This window comes from Sphingobacteriales bacterium (assembly GCA_012517435.1).
In the GTDB taxonomy this organism is placed as follows: domain Bacteria; phylum Bacteroidota; class Bacteroidia; order CAILMK01; family JAAYUY01; genus JAAYUY01.
This window is the reverse complement of record JAAYUY010000157.1, coordinates 1-25,333: the sequence shown is the minus strand read 5'-3', so window position 1 is coordinate 25,333 and position 25,333 is coordinate 1. Positions and strand designations below refer to the sequence as shown.

Annotated in this window: 13 protein-coding genes and 2 tRNA genes; 5 read left to right on the top strand and 10 right to left on the bottom strand. The window is 41.1% G+C overall.

Features of this window, described 5'->3' with window-relative positions; genetic code table 11:
• Nucleotides 1–263: 263 nt before the first annotated feature.
• The 4 genes from atpC to GX437_09080 all read right to left on the bottom strand — a co-directional run bounded on the left by atpC (nt 264) and on the right by GX437_09080 (nt 14,757).
• Nucleotides 264–497, bottom strand: a complete 234-nt coding sequence (atpC, locus tag GX437_09095) for an ATP synthase F1 subunit epsilon (protein ID NLJ07810.1) — start codon at nt 495–497, stop codon at nt 264–266.
• A gap of 14 nt (nt 498–511) precedes the next feature.
• Entirely contained in the window at nt 512–2,014 is a 1,503-nt protein-coding gene (locus GX437_09090; protein ID NLJ07809.1) for a F0F1 ATP synthase subunit beta, read from the bottom strand.
• A gap of 143 nt (nt 2,015–2,157) precedes the next feature.
• A complete protein-coding gene (locus tag GX437_09085) occupies nt 2,158–9,663 on the bottom strand; it encodes a DUF5011 domain-containing protein (GenBank protein NLJ07808.1) in 7,506 nt (2,501 codons plus the stop codon).
• A 168-nt stretch (nt 9,664–9,831) separates the two neighbouring features.
• A complete protein-coding gene (locus tag GX437_09080) occupies nt 9,832–14,757 on the bottom strand; it encodes a DUF5011 domain-containing protein (protein ID NLJ07807.1) in 4,926 nt (1,641 codons plus the stop codon).
• A 118-nt stretch (nt 14,758–14,875) separates the two neighbouring features.
• Between GX437_09080 and GX437_09075 the strand changes: the two genes are divergently transcribed.
• The 3 genes from GX437_09075 to GX437_09065 all read left to right on the top strand — a co-directional run bounded on the left by GX437_09075 (nt 14,876) and on the right by GX437_09065 (nt 17,810).
• Nucleotides 14,876–15,892: an RluA family pseudouridine synthase gene (locus GX437_09075; protein ID NLJ07806.1), complete on the top strand. Its 1,017-nt coding sequence runs from the start codon at nt 14,876–14,878 to the stop codon at nt 15,890–15,892.
• Between the two features lie 198 nt (nt 15,893–16,090).
• The gene (locus tag GX437_09070; GenBank protein NLJ07805.1) at nt 16,091–16,813 is read left to right on the top strand and encodes a (Fe-S)-binding protein; all 723 of its coding nucleotides are present in this window, start codon (nt 16,091–16,093) and stop codon (nt 16,811–16,813) included.
• A 433-nt stretch (nt 16,814–17,246) separates the two neighbouring features.
• On the top strand, nt 17,247–17,810 hold the full coding sequence (locus GX437_09065; GenBank protein NLJ07804.1) for a hypothetical protein: 564 nt from the start codon (nt 17,247–17,249) through the stop codon (nt 17,808–17,810).
• Nucleotides 17,811–18,123: 313 nt separating this feature from the next.
• Here GX437_09065 and GX437_09060 read toward each other — a convergent pair.
• Nucleotides 18,124–18,196, bottom strand: a tRNA-Gln gene (locus tag GX437_09060).
• A 16-nt stretch (nt 18,197–18,212) separates the two neighbouring features.
• Nucleotides 18,213–18,287 (bottom strand) — tRNA-Gln (locus tag GX437_09055).
• A gap of 195 nt (nt 18,288–18,482) precedes the next feature.
• Here GX437_09055 and GX437_09050 point away from each other — a divergent pair.
• Nucleotides 18,483–19,226, top strand: a complete 744-nt coding sequence (locus tag GX437_09050; GenBank protein NLJ07803.1) for a capsular biosynthesis protein — start codon at nt 18,483–18,485, stop codon at nt 19,224–19,226.
• Between the two features lie 6 nt (nt 19,227–19,232).
• Here GX437_09050 and GX437_09045 read toward each other — a convergent pair whose 3' ends face one another.
• The 3 genes from GX437_09045 to GX437_09035 all read right to left on the bottom strand — a co-directional run bounded on the left by GX437_09045 (nt 19,233) and on the right by GX437_09035 (nt 23,551).
• Nucleotides 19,233–20,006 carry a class I SAM-dependent methyltransferase gene (locus tag GX437_09045; GenBank protein ID NLJ07802.1) on the bottom strand — a complete coding sequence of 258 codons (774 nt, stop codon included), beginning with the start codon at nt 20,004–20,006 and terminating at the stop codon, nt 19,233–19,235.
• An 8-nt stretch (nt 20,007–20,014) separates the two neighbouring features.
• The gene (locus tag GX437_09040) at nt 20,015–23,077 is read right to left on the bottom strand and encodes a DUF2723 domain-containing protein (GenBank protein ID NLJ07801.1); all 3,063 of its coding nucleotides are present in this window, start codon (nt 23,075–23,077) and stop codon (nt 20,015–20,017) included.
• 132 nt (nt 23,078–23,209) lie between these two features.
• Nucleotides 23,210–23,551 carry a single-stranded DNA-binding protein gene (locus tag GX437_09035; GenBank protein NLJ07800.1) on the bottom strand — a complete coding sequence of 114 codons (342 nt, stop codon included), beginning with the start codon at nt 23,549–23,551 and terminating at the stop codon, nt 23,210–23,212.
• A gap of 259 nt (nt 23,552–23,810) precedes the next feature.
• On the opposite strand from GX437_09035, the gene GX437_09030 reads away from it, so the two are divergent.
• Nucleotides 23,811–24,788 (top strand): hypothetical protein, encoded by a 978-nt coding sequence (locus GX437_09030; GenBank protein NLJ07799.1) that lies wholly within the window; start codon nt 23,811–23,813, stop codon nt 24,786–24,788.
• A gap of 194 nt (nt 24,789–24,982) precedes the next feature.
• Here the strand turns inward: GX437_09030 and GX437_09025 are convergent.
• Nucleotides 24,983–25,333 (bottom strand): T9SS type A sorting domain-containing protein (locus GX437_09025; protein NLJ07798.1); only part of this gene is annotated, 351 nt, incomplete at its 5' end.

Sequence of the window (25,333 nt, the reverse complement as noted above, 5' to 3'; positions counted from 1 at the left end):
TTACTGTTCAGCTGCCAATTGTTATTGTTACCGCGAATAAACGCAGATTAGACCGCTGATCTTCGCGAAAATTAGCGTTTCATTAGCGAGAATTAGCGGTTTATTTCTTTTTAGGAAAATATAAATTATTGATATTAAACAAAATGGGATAGCTGAACAGTAACGTTTTAGGAAAAATTCAGCAAAGAGGCCTTGTAGCTTATTCCGTTCAGTCAGAAAAATATTATCCGATTATTTTGGCAGTCAATCCGAGACCGGTCGGCTTATGCCAGCACCGTTACTTTGTTCCCGATAACCTCCACAAAGCCCTTTGTTATTTTAAACACCTGTCTGTCACCATTGGGGAGAATGATTCTGATTTTACCTTCCTTCAGGGAAGAAATAATAGGTGCATGATCATTCAGTACTTCAAAATAACCACTTGTCCCGGGAAGTTGTACACTGACCACTTCTCCTTCGAAAATAACCTGTTCAGGTGATATAATTTCAAGCTTCATTACCTGTTAATGAATTAAAGTTGGGCAAGCATTTGTTCTCCCTTTTCGATAGCTTCCTCAATATTACCAACAAGCTGGAAAGCCGATTCAGGATATTTGTCCACATCCCCATTGAGAATCATGTTGAAGCCTTTGATGGTTTCCTCAATCGGGACAAATTTTCCTTCAAGACCGGTAAATGCAGAGGCAACAAAGAATGGCTGAGACAGGAAACGCTGAATACGTCTTGCTCTGTGCACCACAATTTTATCTTCATCGGAAAGTTCGTCAATACCCAGAATAGCGATAATATCCTGAAGGTCTTTGTAACGCTGAAGGATTTCTTTAACCTGCTGAGCAGTGCGGTAATGTTTTTCACCAACTATTTCAGGTGTCAGAATTCTGGAAGTGGATTCCAGAGGAGAAACGGCAGGGTAAATCCCAAGTTCGGCAATTTTACGGTCAAGAACGGTAGTTGCATCAAGATGGGCAAAAGTAGTGGCAGGAGCCGGGTCGGTGAGGTCGTCAGCAGGAACGTAAATAGCTTCTACGGAAGTGATTGATCCTCTTTTTGTTGAAGTAATTCTTTCCTGCATTTTACCCATTTCGGTAGCCAGTGTGGGTTGGTAACCTACTGCAGAAGGCATACGTCCCAGCAAGGCAGAAACTTCAGATCCGGCTTGAGTAAAACGGAAAATGTTATCGATAAACAGCAGGATATCGCGGCCACCGGTTTCGGCTGTTCCATCACGGAAATATTCGGCAATGCTGAGGCCTGAAAGGGCAACGCGCGCACGGGCTCCGGGAGGTTCGTTCATTTGTCCGAAAACAAGGGTAGCCTGAGATTTGGCTACTTCATTCATATCGACCTGGCTGAGGTCCCAGCCTCCGGCTTCCATGCTTTTTTTGAAGTTTTCACCATACCGGATCACCCCTGATTCAAGAAATTCACGCAACAAATCATTTCCTTCCCTTGTTCGTTCACCAACTCCGGCAAATACAGATATGCCTTCATACACTTTTGCGATGTTGTTGATCAGTTCCATAATGAGAACGGTCTTGCCTACACCGGCTCCACCGAACAAACCGACTTTTCCACCCTTGCTGTAAGGCTCGAGCAGGTCGATGACTTTTATGCCTGTCCATAAAGGCTCTTCCTGTGTTGAAAGGTTTTCATATTTTGGGGGTTCCTGATGGATAGCCCTGTAGTTGTTCACTTTAACTTCCGGAAGTCCGTCAATGGAATTTCCAACCACATTAAACAATCTTCCTCTGACTTCTTCACCAATGGGCATCTTAATGGGTTCTCCGGTATCAATAACTTCAGTATCTCGCTGAAGCCCATCAGTGGAATCCATTGCGATTGTCCTCACTAGATCTTCTCCTAAATGTTTCTGAACTTCAAGAACGAGGGTTTTACCGTTCCCTCTGTCGATGGTTAATGATGTGTATATTTCCGGAAGTTTGGAATTTTCTCCACTAAAACTCACATCTACCACAGGCCCGATGACCTGAACAACTTTTCCTTTGTTTACCATAAAGCTTTAATTTCGACTGCAAAGGTAAGAATAATTTTATTTTTTTTAAGAATGAGAAAGGTATATCAATGGCCGGGATACTCAAAAAAAAACCTGCCTCAGGAAATCCTTTGGCAGGTTTAATGGTTTATTGAGTTGAAGAACTATCGGGTAACTGCAAATTTAATATTGATGGTTTCCCATTCATCAGAGCCAACCCGGAAATAATACATTCCTGAACTCAGTGAGCTGATATCAATCGTTTCGCTGAAGTTGATCACTGAACCGTTGAATACTTCCATCACTTTTTCACCCAGTGTATTATAGATACCCATATTTACATTGGTAAACTGAGGCAGATTAACACTTACAGTAATATTGCTGATGGCAGGATTCGGGTAAAGTTTGATGTCGGAGATATCAAACTTGTCGCTGATGGATGAAGTGCTGGGTGTTACATAGATGGTTCTGTATATTTCACCTGAGCAGTTGCCTGAAGGATCACATACTTTATAACTGTAGGTAAATATACCTTGTTCAAGGGTGTGTCCGGGATAACTTCCGTTCTGATTGTCTTCGATGGTCAGTTCGGAGGGCAGGTAGTAATTGTCGCTGACCTTTACACCGGCATCAGTGTATGGCTGCCATCTTTCGACAAATACAGTACTGCTACCTTTCAGTTCAATCTGAGGTGCTACCCTGTCAACAACATTAACGGTTCTGGTTTCTTCAACGGAAATATTTCCGGAGGCATCAACTGCCTTGTACTTAATCACATAAGAGCCAAGTTTGGTAATGTTGACTTCTCCGGTAACATACACGACAATCTCTCCTTTTGCATAGCTGTAATAATTGTCGGTTACATCGAATCCGGGATCGGTAAATGGTGTAAACACATCAATGGTCATGGTTTTGTTACCTTTCAGTGTAATTACCGGTTTTGTTTTATCAACAACCTTGATGATACGATCCACACATACCGGACCATTTCCTGAACTATCGGTTACACAATAAGAGCGGATATAGGTACCGAGTTTTGTCAGATCGAGTTTTCCTGAAACAACCACCTGAAGTTTGGTGTCGTAATCATCACTGTACTGGGTGCCCGGGTCATTGAAAGTGGAATTAACTTCAACTTCCATAGTGTCTTTGCCAAGCAGTGCGATTGTCGGGGCATTTTTATCATAGACATACACATCTCTGATGGTAGTATCTTTATTTCCGGCATTGTCTTCCACAATATAGAGGATTTTCTGCCATCCGACAATATTGGTATTGACCAGATCCACACGGTTATGAGATTTCACACCTGAGCAATTGTCGGTAGGAGTGTATCCCATATCTGTATAAACGGTGTAAACTTCCACAGAATCAGGATTCTTGCCTTTCAACACTGCTTTTGGGTTGATAATGTCGGCAAGCACTTCTACTACGCGGATAACTTCATCAGCTTTGTTTCCGGCCGGATCCATCACGTTATATTTTTTGTAGTAGGTACCGGCAACAGTGGAATTGATAACACCAGTTACAACTACATCCTTTGAAATATCACCTGTTTCTTCATCCCATGCCTCATAGCCGGGTTCTGAGTAGTTGTCGCAGGCATTCATGGTGATTTTGTTTCCACCTTTGAGGGTAATAACCGGTTTGTTATAGTCTTTGGTGATAATCAGCAGATAATCTTCAAATTCACCGCTGACATTAGGTCCGCAACCTTTGTTCGGAAGCTGTCCGGCATTGGCAGCAATACGCATTCTGACAAGTCCTTCCGGATAATTGTTCTTGATCGGAAGGTCGAATGTCCAGCTGGTAGAAGAAGAATTTGTGATGACATAAACTTCTTCTCCGGCATCATTAAAGGAACCGTTCTGGTTCAGATCGAGGAAGACTGAGGTTGTCTGGTTGTTAAAATTGGTATTTCTGGCTATGGTCATCATGTATTTTCCGCCTTTTGCCACATGAACCTTATGTAGGTTGGTATAATCGGTATAAGCTTTCTTACCGATGTCGGAACTCTGGCTGAAGAGTGTGGTCCCTTTGACATTTTTAAGCTCAACGAGTGAAATTCCGATGTCTGAATTCAGCATGGCTACCAGGGGTTCACATGGTTCATAAACGGTAATGTAGTCAGTTTTTGTGAGTGAATCGGTTCCTTTTGCGTTGGTGGCAATTAATTTAACGGTATATTTTCCGGTATTGTCAAATCTCAGTTTAAGATTTTTTGTCTGGAGATTACCTTCAATTAAAGTATAAGTATTAGGGGTGATAATCCAATTCCATGTGTGAACGGTTTTATCTGACTTATCAAATAAAGTAACTTCGTCTTTCTCTGTTACTTTTGTGTAATCGGCTTCAAAATTAACGACTGGTTTTGCGGAAGGCATCAGGATAGTCAGTTTTTTGATGATGGTATCGTAGAGGTCGCAACTGTTGACAATCAGCCTGATGTTGACCACCTGAGGTGATGTGTATGTATAACTTGGGTTCATTACAAAAGTATCGCCCCAGCCATCACCATCGAGATCCCATTCATATTCAAGCTGATAGCCTGAAGAAGTGTTGGTAAAGAATACTTCCTGATCAACATAGGCAGTATCCGGCATTTTAAAATCAGCCGTTGGTTTTGTGGAATTAATCAGAGTAGTACTCCATTTGGCTTCAAATCCCTGATTGACAGCACCACAGTTGACATACCATTCCACATACATAGCTCCTGATTTGGCCATCACACTGGGTGGAAGCCCCTGATTGACGTTTCCTTGTCCGTTTGTAAATCCAAAGGGATATAAGGTATCCCCATTGCTGTTGGTAAATTGTTTGTGAAGAGGAATACCTTTATTGTCAAATCCATCATAAATCCTTAAGCCGTCAGGAGGCAGGTTGGTACAGGTACCGATAATCATGCTGTTGACGTCAAAGTCAATGAAATCAAAGGTGATGGTTGCAGCACATTTCGGATAAATAAGGAATCCGCAGGTGCGTTCATTGCCGTTGAACGGAGGATTGGTATAGTTGTTACGTCCGCCTTCATCGAGCAGATAACCTGTTTTCAGCGTTGACATTTGATCCACGCATACCTTGAGTTCTTTGACTACTTCAATATAGTCGGTTTTGATGATTGAGTCGGAACCGTTAACATTGGTGGCAACTAATTTAACGGTGTAGAGTCCCGGCTGATGGAACACGACCTGTGGCTCTCTGACATTATTTGAAGGATAAAAAGTAAAGGCAGGGACACCTAAAACTGTATCGGGTGTGATGGTATATTTCCAGATGTACGGGCCATTGGTGGTCAGATCAAAGAACTTGACTGCCATTCCGGGGGTTACTGTATTCAGATTGGTCAGGAAATTGACTTTCGGAAGTCCTACCGGATTGACAACCTGTATGGTAGATACCACAGGATTTGAAATCAGGGTATCGGTACATCCTCTTAATACAGCTTTCAGGGTGATGGCTTTTGTACCTGTCGAAGTAAATACATATTGTGCAGTCTTGGTTGTCGTGTCATCTATGGTATTATCGCTGTTGAAATCCCACAGGTAAATAATGTCTCCGTCATTATGCGTGGATGGTTGGAATTGAACCAGTCCATAGACATAAGCGGTATCAGGATGGGTAAAGGAGGCAACCGGTTTTTCATCATCTGCAATGTAAAGCAGATAGTCTTCCACTTCGCCATAAGTGGTTGTTCCGCAACCCTGGGGTGAATAGGCCCCATAATCTGCTGATAATCTGACACGATGATATCCGGAAGGAACATCACAGGTTATGGTGATACTGTCGAAAGTAACGGAGGCTTCTGCTTTGTTTAAATGTGATTTTACAAGTTCTGACGGAGAGAAATAGGCGTCATTGTTCAGGTCGAAATAGATATTGACCGATTGTGCATTCAGTTCTCCGTGATTAATATAATAGGTATAGGTTTTCTTTTTGTAAAGAGTCGGAATGACGGAAGGATAGAATTGAACGGCTGAATTGTTGGGCGGATTCCCGGCAGCCAGAATACCAGTGAAGTTATCAATGGTACTGAAACGTAAGCGCTTGATACCTATCGCATAATTCCCGTTATTCGTTCTGATGACATCACAATAGCCGTCAAAATTAGAAGGATGTACAATGGTGGCATATCCTGCTGAATTATTTGAAGTATAACGCATAATGCCATCGACTACAGCCGAGTCAAAAGTAACGGCTACTTTATTGCCGGCAGTAGCAAACCTGTCGATATCATAAGAAACGTAAACGCTCTGTATATCAGCAACAGTAGTATTTGTTGGAAATGTCAGTGTTATTTTTCCGGAAGGTTTGTTTTTGCTGTCGAGCAAATAGGCTGCCGGCAGCGGAGTACCATCCTGAGAATAGAAATGGATGGCAGCAAGGTCTTTGACATCAGTGCATCCGGTTGTGCTGAAATACATTTCCGTCAGGGAAAGGGGTTGTGCAAATCCCTTGAAATGTATGCGGGCACGTATCATTTTTGCATTGTTTTGTCCGTGAAATACAGTAGGATGGTTAATGGCATATACGGCTATGGAGTCAAATGTCATGGGTGGTGGCATATCTGCACTGATAAAAGTATTACCGCTGGTTGGCCTTGCCTCATTGTCAACATCATGGCTAAGATAATCATAAGGAATATTGATAGCTGGTGCCAGCATGATGGGTGAACTCGTTGACAAATGCAGGTCTGATGCAGAGACCAGATATGGATTTAAGTTCCATGAATTGGCATTTTGTGTGGGTACTCCCGTTTTCCATGCATTAAATGAGGTATAGATTGTTCCTCCCCAATATACAAAATTGGTGTGATTAGGAACCCAGTAGTCATTGTAATCAATGGAATTGTTTGCCCATGAACCAGAATTCAAGTAAATGACCGGCCCTCCGGTGGAGGTACTCATGAAAATGTTGTTTTTTACATTGCAGTAATAATCATTGTAAAGATAAGCAGCGGCATAGCTTGTTGATGAAGTATAGGTATGGTTGATGTGAATAGTATTGTGATAGACATTCACATTGTATCCGTAATAAAGATTTAAACCATAGTTGTAGGAATAGCCGAAATTGCCCAGCATATTATTGACAATCCATGAAGTATCGGTCTGGTAATAGTAATTCTGATAATAGACATACATGCCGTAAATGCCTGCTCCATACACCTGGTTCCCGTCAATGACATCTCCGCGGCCGTAATAAATCATCATGGCGTAATTCGGGTTACCTGCTGTATTCCAGTTGCTTGTTTTGTTGAACCTGTAAAGTGATTTTCCGCAATAATACATATACCATGCATAGTAGTAAACATCTTTCACCCAGTTGTTGGTAAATTTATTGCCATACACAAGGGAAGTGCTTCCTGAACCGTAGAAGCGAATCCCGTAATAACCACCAGACATCACACAACTGTCGAACCAGTTGTAATTGGCAGTATTTCCGGAACTTCCGACAGAAGTAGTTGATCCTGATGCTACTAAAACAGCATTTGATGAAGAAGTGGAAATCGGAACAGTCATCTTCACATTTTTAAAGGTATTGTAATCGGCAGCATTGGTCAGAAATACGGCAATGCCATAGCTGCTGCCGAGGTTACGGATGGTCATGTCTCTGAAATAGAGATAATCGGCTCCGTTCAGTAAAAGTGTTATCCAGTCGGAAGTAGATGAACCGGTTGATACCAATATTGTACTGTCAACACCTGCACCCAGGAAAGAGATTGTATTGGTGGCGCTGGCACCTAATATGGAAGGAATAACCACCCGTTCGTTGAAGGTGGCTTTTGCAACGTTGAAAATTACCGGAGCTGCCACTCCACGTGCGATAAGAGCATTAACGGCATTGGTGAAAGAGGTAAAGTTTGTACTTCCTGAACCTGTCGGATTTATGGTATAATTTCCTCCCATTCCAACGTAAACGATTTGTGTAACCGAGTCAACAGCATCAACATCTCCGGTATATTGAGGATAAATCTCAGCGGTAAGGCGGTAACCTTTGTCCACTGTAACATTCCATTTGGTACTGAAAGTAGAGCTGATGGTATTTCCGGTTTTGAAATCGGAAGTAAGAGTGTAATTTTCTGAATTCCAGCTTCCTCCGTCAACGCGGTAGCGGAAGGTAAGGGTGGAATTGGCCGGAACAGTGGACAATCCTCTGTTTTGAACCTGAATCTTGACATCGTTGTTCCCCAATACGATAATAGCCGGGGAAAGTGAAGTAATGTCCACATCTACGCTTGGAACCAGGTCAGCACCAATCATGGTAGTACCAGAAGATGGGCGGGCTTCTCCGTCCACATCAAAATTATAGGCGGTTGGCAGAACAACCGGAGCGGTCATAATGGTAGTAGGTGCAATATGCAGGTCGGATACTGAATAAAATCCTGGATTAACATCTTCCCATGAATTAACATCATGGTTTGAGTTGATTCCGTTGGTAAATGTTTTCCAGTTGGTAAGGGTGGTATAATAGGTAGTATATCCATAAAACCGATATGCGCTGCTGCTATGGTTGGGGGCATAATAGTCATTATAATCCACTGTACTGGGATAGCTGGACTGTGAATAATAAAGAGACAACAACATATTTCCATTGGGATAGGAAGATGATAAGATGTTGTTTTTAATTGTACAGCTATAGGGATAATAGAAATACATCGCACTTGCTGAATATGAGTTTCCGGTCGATCCGTTTACAGCTATACTATTGTGATAATAATAAACATTTCGGTTATAATAGGCATAAACACCTACATTGGTTGCAGTTTGCTGGAAATCGCTGATCATGTTGTTGAGGAAGTAAGAGGTATTGGATGTGGCATAATTGTTTTCATAATACATATAAAAACCATAACTGCCGGCTCTTGTTAAAATATTTCCGTGAATGGTGCTTTTTGTATTGTAATAGTGGAATACCCCGTAAGCAGAGGCATAACCAAATCCTGAAATGCGGTTATATAAAATCTGCATATCGCTTTGGTAATAGTTGTACATGGCTGAATAATACTGGTTGGTATAGGTACAGTTGCGAATTATGTTGCCATAACACCATGAGGTCGTGCCGGAACCGTAAAATACTGAACCATAATAACCACCGCTGAGCAGACAGTTGGAAACAGTGGTATAGTTGGCACTGTTGCCGGTGGTGGTTCCGCTTTCGGAATTGCAGGCATGAAAAACAATGGTATAGGAAGAGCTGGTACTGATGGGGACTATCATGTTACAGCTGTCAAAAATGTTATAATTGGCAGTATTGTATGCCCAGACCGCCATGGCATAGGTGGCACCAGTGCTTTGAATGGTCAGGTTTTTAAACCTGATGTAGTCGGTTCCATTCAGCACAACTGTTGCACGGTCGGTCCCTGAGCTGCCGGAATAGGTCAGGATAGTACCTGTTCTGCTTTCTCCCCTGAAGGTAATGGTATTGGTAGCACTGGCCCCGGTTATCTGATTGATGGTAATTCGTCCGGTATATGTGCCGTTTTTAATATTGAATACAACAGGCCCGCTGACACCATTTGAATTCAGGGCTGTTACTGCTGCAGCAACTGTTGCATAGTTTCCTCCTGTTCCAATCACATAATTACCGTTTAAGGCCTGACCGAACAGAAAGGGTACTGAACTTATCAATACTACCATGCTTAATACAACTCTTTTTGTAATGAAATTAACCATATTCTTGCGTTTAATAGTTTACTAAAATCATTTAGCTTTTTTAAAAAGCTACTAACTTACACTTGGCAAATATACAAAAAAATCAGATATACTTCCCTGCAAATTTTTTTTTAAAAAAAAAGCTGCCCGTTAATTCGGACAGCTTTTTTTAAAAAATTCGTATGGTTTTTATCTTACAATAACAAATTTGTAGTTAAACTGCTCATTACCAATGTTTAACCTGACATAATAAATGCCATCACACAGATGATCCACGCCTACCTGGTAGGTCTCATTCATCATCATGCCATCAGCTACTTCCATTACTTTTTCTCCGAGTGTATTGTAAATGCTGATGCTGGCCCTGATATAAGCCGGCAGGCTGAGCTGAATGTTTACCTGATCACTTGCAGGATTGGGGAATACACGGAAGTTCTTTTCACTCAGCATTTCATCAATTGAAATGGAATGTTCATCTTCAATGACGAGAACGAAACGTGAAAGGACATCCGAGCAGTTGTTTGAGGGATCACATACCTGATAGGTAATGTTGAATAAGCCGGTTTGCAGGGTGTTGATAAATGTACCTGTATTTGGTTGCATCGTAAGCTGATCTTTTGGATAATAGTTGTCTTTTACCACTACTCCCGGATCTTTGAAATCTGACCATCTGCCGACTACCATCATGGTACTGCCATTCATTTCGATGGAAGGTGCAACACGGTCAACCACCCTGACTGTAATCTGAACCGGAGCGGATTGATTTCCTGATGCGTCTGTGGCTTTGAATGTCAGAACATAGTCACCAAGGACAAAGGTATTTACGTTGCCGGTTTGGGTGACAATAATCTTATCTGCAGGCCAGTAGTTGTCGGATTTATCTGGTTCAGGAACGGTAAAGGGTTTAAATACGTCCACTTCAATCAAGGAATTTTTGAAGCTGATTTTTGGTGCTTCAGTATCTCTGACAATGACGATGCGGTCCACACAAACAGGTCCGTTTCCTGATGAATCTGTTACACAGTAGGTGAGGAAGTAAGTGCCTAATAACATTTCATTTACACTACCTTTCACGCTTGCTGTCAGGTTGGTGTAGTAATTGTCAACAATGGTTACGCCCGGATCTACAAAAGCAGTTCCTACTTCAAGATATAAAGTATCGTTGCCATTTAGTGTGATGGTCGGGGCGTCTGCATCATAAACAACTACTTTTCTGGTAACCGTGGCTACGTTATTAGCATTATCGGTAGCTGTATAGGTGATGGTATATTCTCCGACATGCATGACATCAACAGCTCCGCTCGAACCATGTGATTTGATACCAGAGCAGTCGTCTGTCGGGGTATAACCCGGATCTGTCCATGAACCAAAAACTTTTACGGAATCAGGATTATTTCCTTTAAGGGTAATAGTAGGATTAATAATATCGGGAAGCACATGAACAACCCTTGTGGCAATATCTGACTGATTTCCTGAGTTGTCTGTTACTTTATAGGTCAAAGGATAATAGCCGCCCTGATAGGGGTTGATTCCGCTGACACCCGTTACGATGACCTTGTTGGTAATATCACCGCTGACATCATCCCAGCCTTTATACCCCGGATCTACCCATGTTCCGCAGCTGTTAAGGATGGTGGTGTCAGGACTGCTGACCACTGAGGAATCTTTACCATATAAAATAATATACGGTTTTACATTATCAAGTTTGATTTCGATACCATAGTCTTCAAATTCTCCGGTATAGTTTGGTCCGCATCCTTTATTGGCAAGGATACCTGCATTGGCTACCACTCTCATTTTGGTCAGGCCGGTGAATACCTTGGAATTTGGACTTGGAATGGTGAACTGAGTACTCCAGTTGTCACCATTGAAGTTTTTGGCTTCGGCAACTATTTCTGAGTTGTCATATTGGCCGTCCTGATTGTAATCAATAAACACTGTCCATGTTATACTGTTAAAGGAAGTGTTTCGGGTAAGGTCTATGGTATATTTTCCGGTGGCATACAATGTGGCAAAATCTGTCTTGCTGTAATCGCTATAGCTCGTAACACCAATACTGCTTGACCTTGAAATCAGCTCATTTTCGCCAATGTCGTAGAGTTCAACTTTTGACATGCCTATATCTGTGCTGAGATTGGCAACACCCGGTACGCAGTTATCATAAACTGTGATGTAATCTACTTTAACCGCAGAGTCAAAACCTACTGCATTGTAAGCTTTAAGTTTTACGGTGTATTTTCCTGTCTTGGTGAAACGCACCTTGATGTCTTCTGAGTTCATACCTGTTCCATCGAGATATACGAAATTGGCAGGGCTGATAAACCATTCATTTGAATAAATAGTAAGGTCTGATTTATTGATTAAGTTAACTGCATCTTCTCTGGTAACCCTGACATAATCGGCTTCGAAATTGACAGATGGTTTTACAGTTGGATTGATGACGGTGATATTGAGGTAAGCAGTGTCGAAATAATCGCAGCTGCGGACCACCAGACGAACTTTGTAAGAGCCTGTAGTGGTGTAAACCCAGGTGGCTGCTGAATCATAGGAGTCGTTGTAGCCGTCACCGTTCAGATCCCAGAAATATTCCAGATCAACTCCGGTGGATAAACTTCCATATTTAATGGTTCTGAGCCTGTAAACGTTAGAGGTCGGCCCGGCTATGACTGCTTTTGGAGGAGTTACATTCAGGGTTTGTGTTGACCAGAAGATTTCAAATCCACGACCAACTCCACCGCAGTTTCTGTTGAACTCGATGTACATCACACCTGAGGTAGCTGTAACACTTGGAATGACACGCTCTACATTTCCTGGCCCGTTCTGGAATCCATCGGGAAACATCGGATTGCCTAAAATGTCTTTTGGCCCCAGATGCAGCTGAGGAGCATTGTTGTCTTTCCCGTCATACACTCTGACATTATCTCCTGCTGTGAGTTGCGTACATCCTGTACTGTTGTAAATACATACATCAAAATCAAGGAAGTCAGCTGTGACTGAAGCGGCACATTTGGGTTTGATCAAAAATCCACAGGTTTCATATACCTGAGTGGACTGATTTTCAGGATAGTTCCCATATTTTCCTCCCTGATCGTACAGATAACCATTTCTGGCATTTGAATTTTTATCGGTGCAGATGATGTTTTCTTTTACGACCACAATATATTTTGTTTTCATCACCGAGTCGGAACCAAGTATATTGGTGGCTACCAGTTTTACATCATATTCCCCGATTTCGTGGAACTGAACGGTTGGCTCTTTCACGGTATCTGAAGAAATGGTATATGCGTCATTGCCATTGGATGCTTTTTTGGGCAATATTGTCCATTTCCATTTGTAGGGACCATATTGGGTTAAATCCGTAAATTTTACCGGAATGGCGGTGGTAACTGTATTTGCGCTCGAAATGAAATTGACAATTGGTTTGGAAGGTGGGGTATAAACAGTAAAGGTATCGCTGAATACCGGTCCTACTATGCTGGTATTGTCACATTTTTCCAGAATACCTTTAACTTTAACAGTTTTCAATCCTGCACTGGTATATTTAAACCCGGCTTCTCCACTGGTGGTATCGTCCCATACACCATTGTTGTCGAAATCCCATACATATTTAATGATACCTCCGATATTTGACTTCGGAACAAATGCTGTACGTCCTCCGACATAGTTAAGCGGATCAAAGAGGGTGAAGCTGACTTTTGGTGTGTCTTCAGGAGCAAGATAGAAAAGATAATCCTCTGCTTCTCCAAGCGAATTGGTGCCGCAGGTGGTAGTGGAATACCCGTTTCCATCAATGACAATTCTGATTCTGTGGAACCCCGTTACTGCTGTGCAGGGCATGGTGATATTATCGGTAATTACAGTGGCTGGTAATACACTATTATAGGTAGCAAGCAGTTCGCTGTTGTCCCATACACCGTTGTTGTCCCAGTCAATATAGAGTTTTGCCATTCTCTGGTTGAAAGGTGCATGTTGCATGGTTATCTGATAGGTCTGTTGTTTGTAAACGGTCGGTATATATCCTGTATAGAAATCCACACAGCTACCGGTTCCGAGATATACACCTGATTGATAATCGATACCTTCAAATAATACCCTGACAAGTCCGATGAGGTAATTAAGTCCGGAACTACGGGTTAAATCGCAATATCCTGTATAATCTTTCGGATGTACTATCATTTTTCTTCCGACCGGGTTTCCTGCTGTGCCTGCATAACGTATGGTGTCGTTTATTCTTGCGGCAAGTAGCTGGCAGTCAATATAATTGCCGGCTTTTGCCTTGTAATGAATGTCATAGCCGAGCCATAAATTGTTGTCTCCATACAAAAGTTTCGATCCTTGTGGCATAACGAAATAAAATGTTCCGTTGGGTGCAAGTATGGGTGAACCAAGGGTATCGGAAAGTTTAAGTGGGGTACCGAAATTTCTGAAGAGTTTTACATTTAAAATATCTGCCGGATCTGTTGTCCCATTGGTTGAAAACCATATGGTATCGACTGACAGTGGATAATAAGAACCATTATAGGTTGTAGCGGTGGCTTTGAGAATGGGTACTACTGTCTGACTGATAAAGCAGGTGTTGGTATCGGGATGTGAGGCGGTCAGCTTATCGAAAAGCATTGGCTTGGGTGAAGGGATAGTAATGGTATAATCTTCGACTTCCCCATAGGTTTGTATGCCGCACGCATTGGCCGATCCATAATATCTGCAACGTATCCTCATCCTGACATTGCCATAGGTAGGAGGACTGGCAGGTACTTTGACGGTGATTTTTGCCGGATTGGCAGCGTCACTTCCAATGTATTCTCCGGCATCGTCAAAATCTTTATCGTTATTCCAATCTACCCAGATATCCATGTAGTCACCTGAATAATAATATCCGTTGGTAACCGTACAGGTGTAGTTGGTGCCTGTCTGCAAGGTGGTGGAGATATTCGTGTAGTCTGAATATTGTTGTGAGGTGAGACCACAGCCGGTAGAGTTGCTAATGGTATTCAGCTCTACTTTCGAGATGTATTCATCGCAAGTATATGCTCCTGCCGTACAGTATTGTTGGGCCTTCAGGCTATTTACTGCTAATGCAAGAAAAACGAACAGAATTGTAAAACTTCTTCTCATACTTTTAGCTTTAATTTAATTTTCATTAAAAAGGGTTAAGAAATCTGAGTGGCAAATATAAAACATTTAATTTGAATCAGGCAAAAAAAAAATACATTTTTTTGCATAAAAAAAAATCATGAATAATGAAGCAGAAACGCTGAAAGAAGATTTTTATGAACATTATCAATTTACTGTTGACAAAGGTCAGGACTTGTTGCGCATTGATAAATTTTTGCAAAACAGGATTGCCAATTCCAGTCGTACCAAAATACAGGAGGCAGCCCGTTGCGGATGTGTATTGGTCAATGGTAAAGCAGTTAAAAGCAATTACAAGGTCAAACCGCTCGATCAGATCAGCATTATCTGGCATGAGCCGCCCGTTGAAATTGACCTTATCCCTGAGAATATTCCTGTTGATATTGTTTATGAAGATGATTATCTGATTGTTGTAAATAAGCAGGCCGGAATGGTTGTCCATCCTGCCTATGCCAATTATACCGGAACGCTTGTCAATGCTCTGCTTTATCATTTGCAGCATCTGCCTTCCGGAAATACGCAGGATTACAGGCCTGGTCTGGTTCATCGTATCGACAAAGACACTTCAGGGCTGCTGGTCGTAGCAAAAACTGAATTTGCCATGACTTATCTTGCACGACAGTTTTATGAGCATTCTATTGAAAGAAAATATATTGCACTTGTATGGGGAATTGTTGAAAAAGAGGAAGGAACTATCGCTGCTTCTCTTATCCGTGATCCGAAAGACAGAAGACGGGTAATAACCACCCATGAGCCTGAAAAAGGTAAATCTGCCATTACACATTACCGTGTCCTCGAACGTTTTGCGTATGTCACCTTGCTGGAATGCAGGCTGGAAACAGGGCGTACGCATCAGATACGCGCTCATCTTAAAAGCATCGGACACCCCTTGTTTAATGATGAAATGTACGGTGGAAGTGAAATTGTTTCAGGCCCATCCTTTTCAAAATACCAGCAGTTTGTTGCCAATTGCTTCAGGCTTATGCCCCGCCAGGCTTTACATGCTGCTACCCTCGGATTCCGGCATCCTGAAAGTGGACAAATGATACGTTTTGATTCTGAATTACCTGCTGATTTTCAGGCTGTTTTAGAAAAATGGAAGAAGTTTGGACAATGAATCTGTTTTTTCATCTTTGTCAGAAAAAAATTTTACAGTTTTTCAATGCCGGAGAACATTATCTCAGATTGTTTCTGTTTTATTGCTGAACATTTATCTGTTGAATAGTAAGGGTAAAAATGGAAGGCAGTTACATTTTTTTCCTCAACATTCTTCAGCTTTTCTCAGTTACCTTTGCACTTTCAATTTATTACTCTTATGACAGAAGTTGATGTTTTTATTCCCTGTTATATCGATCAGTTATTCCCTGAAACAGCATGGAATACCATAAAAGTACTTGAGAGGTGCGGTTGCAAGGTTTTTTACAATACCAATCAGACTTGCTGCGGACAGCCGGCTTTCAATGCAGGGTACAAAGATGAGGCAATTAAGGTGGCACGTAAATTTTTACGCGATTTTTCCGCTAAAAGATACATTGTCGTTCCTTCCGGTTCCTGTGTAGGGATGATTCGAAACAGTTATGAAGAATTGTTTGATAACAGTTCGCAGCGTACTCATTTCAAGGCTATTCAAAGTAAAACATTTGAACTGACGGAGTTTCTGGTGAAAATTTTAAAAGTAACCGACATAGGTGCAGAGTTTCATGCGAAAATCACTTACCATGATTCCTGTACTGCCTTGCGTGAACTTGGTTTAAAAGAAGAACCCCGTATGCTTCTCCGGCATGTCAGGGGTCTTGAACTGGTTGAAATGAATGAAAGTGAAACCTGCTGCGGATTTGGGGGAACTTTTTCCATTAAAATGGAGCCTATTTCAAGCGCCATGGCAGAGCAAAAGGTTCTGAATGCTGTCAGTACGGAAGCGGAATATGTTGTAGGCACCGATGTCAGTTGTCTGATGCACCTCGATGGATATGCCAGAAAGCAAAAACAACCGGTCAAATTTCTTCATATTGCCGATGTTCTTGCCCAGGGTTATTGACAAATAGGTTTAATCTGTTTAAACCTTGTTTTTCTGGCATGCATTTAGCCAATTAGCCTGCTTGTTTAGAATCATTTTTATTAAGGAGGAATTATGGCCGTAGCAATACTTATTTCAACTTTCATGCTGGTCTTTGGAAGTCTGACATTTACCTATGCAAAACACAAAAAGAATTAAAGACCAAATTTCAGAAACGGCAGTAAACATAAGAGTTTACTGCCGTTTTTATTTCTGTTGTTGACAAAGTGTGTAATTCTTAACTTAAATTTTCAGTTAATCCTTTATTTTTGCGGAAAAATTATCATCCGGTCTGATATCCATTAAATTATCATCATTGTATTTGATTAAAAGTAAAATATCACTTCTTTTTGCATTTTGGTTGTTTTTATGCCAACACAATTTTGTGTTCAGTCAATCGGGAAATACACATTTGTTGAGTGTAACACCCGCTTACGAAATGATATTTTCTCAGGTGGAGATTTCTGCCGGCAGCCTGAAAATTAATTATGGTGTTTACAACAATCTGAGATTTTATTTGTCCGGTGGGGCAAGCATTTCCTATGGTCAGAATGCCATTGATAAATATGGCAGGGTATCAAAATTTGAACGTATATCGCCCAATATCGGGATGAAGTGGCTGATGCTTGGCAGAAACAAATACATGAGTTTTCTGACATGGGAAAATACCCGCCTTTGCTTTGATGCAGGTCTGACCTTCCACTTGAGTAATTCTTCTTTGTATTACAACGATAAACTTTTCAGGAAAAAAACCATTTTTTATCCCTCAGTTGATTTCGGGGGCAGCCTGTTGATTCCTTTCGGATATGTGGCCAAGCACCGAAACACTTTTTTGAACCGTTCTGATCTCTATCTCGAAATAACGGAATCTTTGCTGATTAAAAAAGATGTTTCGTTAATCGTTAGTGCTGCTTCCATTATTGACGATATTACCTTTGCCTCACGTATCGGTTTGGGGTGGTATTACATTTTCAAATAGAAAAGCATCACTCATCCATCAAATCATTTCCTGTCGAAGAAAACGGATTTCATGAACAGTCAAATTTTTTAAAAGTTACTGTTCAGATAGCTCATTGTGTTTAATATCAATAATTTATATTTTCCTAAAAAGAAATAAACCGCTAATTCTCGCTAATGAAACGCTAATTTTCGCGAAGATCAGCGGTCTAATCTGCGTTTATTTGCGGTAACAATAACAATTGGCAGCTGTACAGAGGGCTCAGAGAGAGTTAGCCGTAAAGCATTTCTGTTACTCAATAAATAAAAAAGCCCTTGAGAATCAAGGGCTTTTGCTGACCGACCAGGGATCGAACCTGGACTCTTCTGATCCAGAGTCAGACGTGTTGCCAATTACACCATCGGTCAATAGGTTTAAGAACGCTGGCTGACCGACCAGGACTCGAACCTGGAAACTCAGAACCAAAATCTGATGTGTTGCCAATTACACCATCGGTCAAAAGTGGTGCAAAGGTAAAATGACAAAATTGTTTCTGCCAAATAAAATCAAAAAATATTTTCGGCCTCTTCGGGTTTTTTAAAAGAGTAATCCATGAAAGAAATGATATTTGAACCTACCTTTGCAATTCATAAATATTGTTAACAGCGTTTAGAATTAAACTATTACGGGATTTTTAAAGTATTAAACCAAAACATGGCCTTTTTTTCAAACATTTTAGGTAAGGAAAGAAAACTTAAGCAAGCTGAGAAGCTTCCGGTCGCAACCGATATTCATTCGCATTTAATTCCGGGCATTGATGATGGCAGTCAGTCGATGGCCGAGTCGGTCGATTTAATAAAGGAAATGATAGGTATCGGGTTTAGAAAAATCATTACTACGCCTCATATCATGGGCGATTATTTCAAAAACGACAGTGAAATCATACGGCAGGGATTAAAGGCACTTCGTCAGGAGCTCGAAGCACAGAAAATAACCATAGATATTGAAGTGGCTTCAGAATATTACATTGATGACCATTTTTTATCTTTAATTCAAAAAAACGATTTGCTCTGGTTTGGCGATAAATATGTTTTGATTGAAACCAACACCATCAATTTCAATGAGTATATCCGTACAGCTATTTTCGAACTTGGCCTGGCGGGATATAAACCTGTGCTCGCCCATCCTGAACGATATACCTATATGTGGAACAATTTCAACAGATATTACGAACTGAAAGATATGGGCGTTTATTTTCAGATCAACCTGATTTCATTGTCAGGCTTTTACAGCCAGAGAGTTAAGGAGATAGCGGAAAAACTGGTGGATGAAAAACTGGTAGATTTTATTGGTACCGATGCCCATGAAAAAAGATACCTCGAAGCCTTCAGACAGGCTTTGTATTCTCCTAAAATGCTGATGCTGAAAGAAATGAATTTATTGAACGATACCCTTTAAAAACTGTTATTTTTCAGCGATGGCAAAAATATCGTAGCAATAGTCATCTGCGGGTTTCAGCGAATAATCACTGACAGAAATTTCTGAAATTAAGCCGGTATTGTTGTTTAAAAGCTTCTTCCTGTTCATCCGGTTGAGGATGTCATAGGGGATTTTCAGTAAAAAGCGGGGTAAGATGTATTGCAGCCTGAAAATATCGAAGCGGGTGATACGCTGAACTGATTTTTTGTTTTGTTCGTAGTAAGCTGTCACCTTATCATTTCCATAAACACCGTAGATCGTATGGCTGGAAAAGATTCCTGATAACATTTTCTGAAATTCAGAGACTGTATATTCCCTGATATGCCATGGGTTCCGGGTCAGCGACATTTTCCTGTTGGGTGTAGTGATGATGGCTTTGCCTCCTTTTTTCAAAACCCTTTTGATTTCGTGAAGTAGTATCCTGTCTTTTCTGATGTGTTCAATCAACTGAAAACAAACCACAAAATCGACTGATTCATCTCCGATATCTGAAAGGGGAGGAACGGTGGTCTGAATAAACCTGAGCTTCCCTTCTGCAACATATTGTTCAACCAGCTTCGACTGATACTTGTCCACTGTGATGTATTCCGTTGATTTTGGAACCAGTTCGGGAAGGCCATAGCCCATCCCGCTTCCGATTTCAAGTACAGATCCGCGGATAATTTTTGCTGCTTCAAGATAAGCAAAAAAGCTTCGGACAAAAATGACTTTGTCCGAAGCTTCATAAGGTGATATTCTTTCAGCAGTCTGAATAGCCATGCCTTGTCTTACATCATCCCGAACAATTTCTGCAAACGGCTCAATTCATCGGTAGCACGCTTGTTAAGACTTTCCTGGTTGTATCTTTTGCCCATATCCTGCAAAACCTGCAAGGCATAAAACCTTCTTCTCGTTTCTTCTTCAGTCATTTTGAAGAATTTTTTATCAAGAGACTTGAAATATTCAAGCATTTCAACATTCAGGTCGAGCAGGTGTTCGGCCAGTTTAAGCCCTTTTTCATTGGCACCAGCCATAAAGTAAACCTCAACAAGTGCCAGCGAATTCAGGTCGTGTGGCACTTTTTCTTCCGGCAACACTTCAATGCATTTATCAATGGCTTTGATGGCTTTTTCTTTTTCATTATGAAGAATTAAAGCCCTGCCAAGTGTGGCAAAAACATTTCTGTAATTCATGGCATGCCTGCGTGTAACACTACAGATGTAAACCCGCGGGTCATTAATATTTCCCCATTTAAAACGGTTCATCATGTTTTCATACATGATGACCGGGTCAACCCTGCCGGTTTCTCCTGTGTTCAGGTTCTCCATCTCATTTTTCCTGACAGGAACAATTCTGTAAGCCATACCTTCCTGCTGAAAATAGTTGGTAAGACCAAGATAAGTCTCTGATCCTGATGTGATTCCGAAATAAATCGGGCGTTTCCACAGGTTATTGGCCAGAATATCGAGCTGAAGAAGATTGTTTTTCATCAGGTTTCGCTTTCCGATACTGTATCTGACTTCTTTCTCAATACGGGGATAATATTCTTCCCTCACTACATTATATTTGACAACCTCAGCCGAATCGACAGGAAGTACGAGGAGCGGAGTAGGATAGTAGTTAAGAAACTGATCTCCGTATGAAAGCATATATTGTTTGTTTTCGGTAGCAATAAACCTCAGCATTTCTTTTGTATCGTAAAAAGAATTGGTATCGACCAGGTTAGGATTGGGATAGTAAGGAACAAAATCCCTGGTTCCTTCAGTAAGTTGTTCAGAATTGAAAAAGAAATTAATCGGAGAAGAATTATTCTTTTTCAGCTTCAACTGATCGACATACCAGTCGGTCATCAGCAACTGAAGGTTGAGAACCCTTACATCATCGCGTAAGCCTTCCACTTCCTGGGCATACCAGAGCGGATAGGTATCGTTGTCGCCATTGGTAAAGAGAATGGCATCCTGAGCACAGGAATTCAGGTAATTCAGCCCATAATCGAGAGAAGTGTAACGGTGGGAGCGGTCGTGGTCGTCCCACTCCTGTGAAGCCATTAAAACAGGAGCAGCTAAAAGTCCAGCACCCAGTGCAATGGAGGCAGCCGGCACAAATGACATTCTCTGTTTTAAATAATTGATTATCATTAAAATGCCGAATCCTACCCAAATGGCGAAAACATAAAACGACCCCACCAGGGTGTAATCTCGCTCACGTGGCTCAAAAGGCGGTGAGTTCTGATAGACCACCAGCAGGATACCCGTGATGAAAAACAGGGCAAAAGTGCTGATGGCGTCCCGCTTATTGGATTTATAATGGAAATAAAGCCCGAGAAGTCCGAGAATAAAAGGAAGGAAGTACAACCGGTTGTATCCCCGGTTGACCCTTTGCTGATAGGGAACTTTTTCCTGATTGCCTACCAGCATTTCATCAATAAACTTAATACCGCTGATCCAGTTTCCACTCATAAATCCTTCGGGGACAATAAATTTACCATTCCCCTGATCATCATTCTGCCTGCCGATAAAATTCCATGCAAAATAACGCCAGTACATAAATCCAAGCTGGTAGCGGAAGAAGAAACGCATGTTGTCGGCAAAAGTTGGTTTTTTCTGTCCTTTCCGCATGCCCGACCATGCTTTGTATCCTTCAATACGGTCGGAGCGGGTATCGCCCATACGCGGGAAAATGGTATAATGCGTTTTATCGTAAACCGGTTTCTTCTTATGCCCGATAGCCTGATACCTGCCGTCTTTTTTGATGTACATCATTCTGCCATCTTTGGTTGACTGAAATTCAGCCGAGAAATCAGGCCCGTAAAACAATGGCCTTTCGCCATATTGTTCACGGTTGATGTACGAGAGCATGTTGAAAATATTATCAGGGTTACTGTAGTCGATAGGTGGATTGGCCAGGGAACGGATAGCTACCATGGTATAGGAGGAAAATCCCATCATGACAACCAGCGATGCCATAAAAACAAGGTTAAGGAAAACATTTTTTACCTTATGGGAATAATAAACCCCGTAAGCCAATGCTGCCATAAATAAAATAACAAAAAATACTGCTCCCGACCAGTAAGGCAGGCCAAAACTATTGACAAAAAGAACCTCAAATTTGCTGGCAATGGCTGGTACCCATTTGATAATACCTGTGTTGATTACCTGAAGGATCAGCATACCAATCAGAAAGGCGACTAATACGCCTTTGGCATTGACATGCTTGTATTTGCGGAAATAGACCACAAAAGCCACAACAGGAAGAGCCAGTAAGCTCAGCAGGTGAACGCCAATGGAGAGCCCCATCAGATAAAAAATAAGGATCAGGTAGCGTAAATTACCGGGTTCATCAGCATGTCTTTCCCATTTTAATAACAGCCAGAAAACCAGTGCTGTAAATGTGGATGACATGGCATAAACCTCAGCTTCAACGGCTGAAAACCAGAAAGTATCGGAAAATGTGAAAGCGAGGGCACCAACAATACCTGCTCCGAAAACACCTATCATTTCACCTGTCTGGATGTTGTTGATGTCTTTAATGAAAAATTTTCTGGAAAGAAGCGTGCTTGTCCAGAAAAGCAGCATGACAGTTAATGCACTTTCAATACCTGACAAGCCGTTGATGATTTTCGGGATGGCCTGCACGTTGGGGGCAAACAGGGTAAAAAGATGGTTAAACATGAGGAAAAACGGAGCTCCGGGAGGATGAACCACTTCAAGCTTGTATGAACCGGCAATAAATTCACCGCAATCCCAAAGCGGCACAGTTGGCTCCATGGTCAACAGGTAAACAATAGCGGCAATAATAAAAATTATCCAGCCGAGAATGTTGTTAATCAGATTGAATCGTTTTTCGTTCATTATTTATTATTCTTTTTGAGAATCTAATGGACTGCAAAAATACACTTTCCTGAATAATGAAATTCATTAGTTTTTAAGAAACAAAAAAGCCTCCCCTAAGGAAGGCTTTTTATCAGATGCAGGCAAGAAACATTATTCCTTTTTTCCGCCAAGCAGGAGCAATTCGTGGACAATGACTTCGGTAATGTATCTTTTAACCCCTTCCTTGTCCTGATAGTTACGGCTGGTCAGTTTACCTTCAATAGCAACTTCCTGTCCTTTCCTGAGGTATTTCTGAATCAAAATGGCATTTTTGTCCCATGCTACCAGGTTGTGCCATTGTGTTTCCGTTACGCGCTCACCATTATTATTAATGTAGGTTTCATTGGTGGCAAGGTTCAGGCGTGCAAATGTTTTTCCTTTTGCAACTGTTCTGATTTCGGGTTCTGTTCCTACTCTTCCGATTAACTGTACGCGATTTCTTAAATTGTTCATGACTTTAATTTTAAAACGTTACCAAAATTTTTAAGTGAATCTGAAATTCGGCACAAAGGTAAATGCATGGTTATCAGTCGATTCGGTTTTTAATTACTTGTATTCGGTTAACATTCATTTACTTTCGTTTGTTGTCGGATAATGTTTGTTTTTTGGCTGAAATCAGTGTTTTTTTAGTGTTACTGAAAAGTGCATAAACTTTAAATTTTTTCCTGATGATAGAAAGAGAAAGATTATCTTTGAAATTAAACTGAATCAGATGGAAACAAAAATCAAACTCATTTTTAATGGGGTTTTCTTCATCATTACAACAACAATAGCTTTATTATTATTGTGCTGTAATCCGGATAATCCCGATCCTGTTTACCCGGATGTGGACAGGGAAGGAAAGATACCAAAGGATATAGTAAAGGGAGATACAAATAATGATAATCATCCACCCATTCTTCATGTAAACGATTTTATTAAACCTGTTCCGCTACCTTATCCGATTAATACCGCAGGGGCTGAGGATTCTCCTTTTATTACTCCGGATGGGAATACTCTTTATTTTTTCTTTACACCCGATGTCAGAATTACCCCTGATAAACAACTGCTTGATAGTGTAACGGGCGTATGGGTATCAAATAAAAAAGCCGGCATCTGGGGAAAACCCGTCAGGTTGTGGCTGCAGGACCCTGGTAAACTGGCGCTTGACGGAGCGGTTTGTGTTCAGGGAAATGAGATGTGGTTTGCTTCAGCAAGGGAAGGATATCAGGGTGTGAATATGTTCACTGCCGAATATTCGGGAGACAGGTGGAAAAACTGGAAATATTGTGGCGACAGGCTGATGAAGGAAATTCAGATAGGTGAAGTTCATATTCATGGGGATGACCTTTATTTTCATTCTTCCAGAAACGGAGGAAAAGGGAATTATGATCTGTGGGTGACAACAAGGAATGGATCAGCTTGGTCGGATCCTGTCAATCTTGAGAAACTGAATTCTGCTGAAATGGATGGTTATCCTTATGTCAGTCAGGATGGTAAAGAATTATGGTTTACCCGCACCTATCTGGGCACCCCGGCTATTTATCGCTCATTAAAAGACAGTTCAGGCTGGTCGGACCCTGTATTGATTGTTTCGCAATTTGCAGGTGAACCTACGCTCGACCTTGATGGAAATCTTTATTTTGTCCATCATTATTTCAAAAATAATGTAATGATTGAGGCAGATATTTATTTTGCTGCAAAAAAATAAGGGATATTGGATTGAGGATATTTTAGTGTTCTTCTTGAATAAACCATATGGTACAGGATTAATTCAGGGCATGAAAAGAATGACAAATGATTAACTGTTGAAACAGTTTATCTGACTTTCAGGAAATTGAAAGTCTTTATTTCTATTATTCACATAATTTTTCCTTCAAAAGAAAATCCTCATTTTGCCAATGCTTACAGTTTGTTGAACCTGATTGTCAGCATTTTCCCATCTGATAATCTGATCAACAGGATATATTCTCCTTTACTGAGAGATTCAATATTTATGGATTCAGGTGTTTGATTCTTTATCTGTTTTTTTGATAATACCTTTTTCCCTGAAAGCTCATAACATTCAATGGTATTTATTATTAATGATGGTGACAGGTTATAAATATACAGCATGTCTGAGGCCGGATTGGGATAAATCAAGATCTTCCCGTTGATCAAGTCAGCAACAGAACCCGGATCATATATCCTGATTTTGATAGTGTCTGAGTTTTCACATCCTTGCTGGTTTGAAACCTTAACAAAGTAATAATGTAT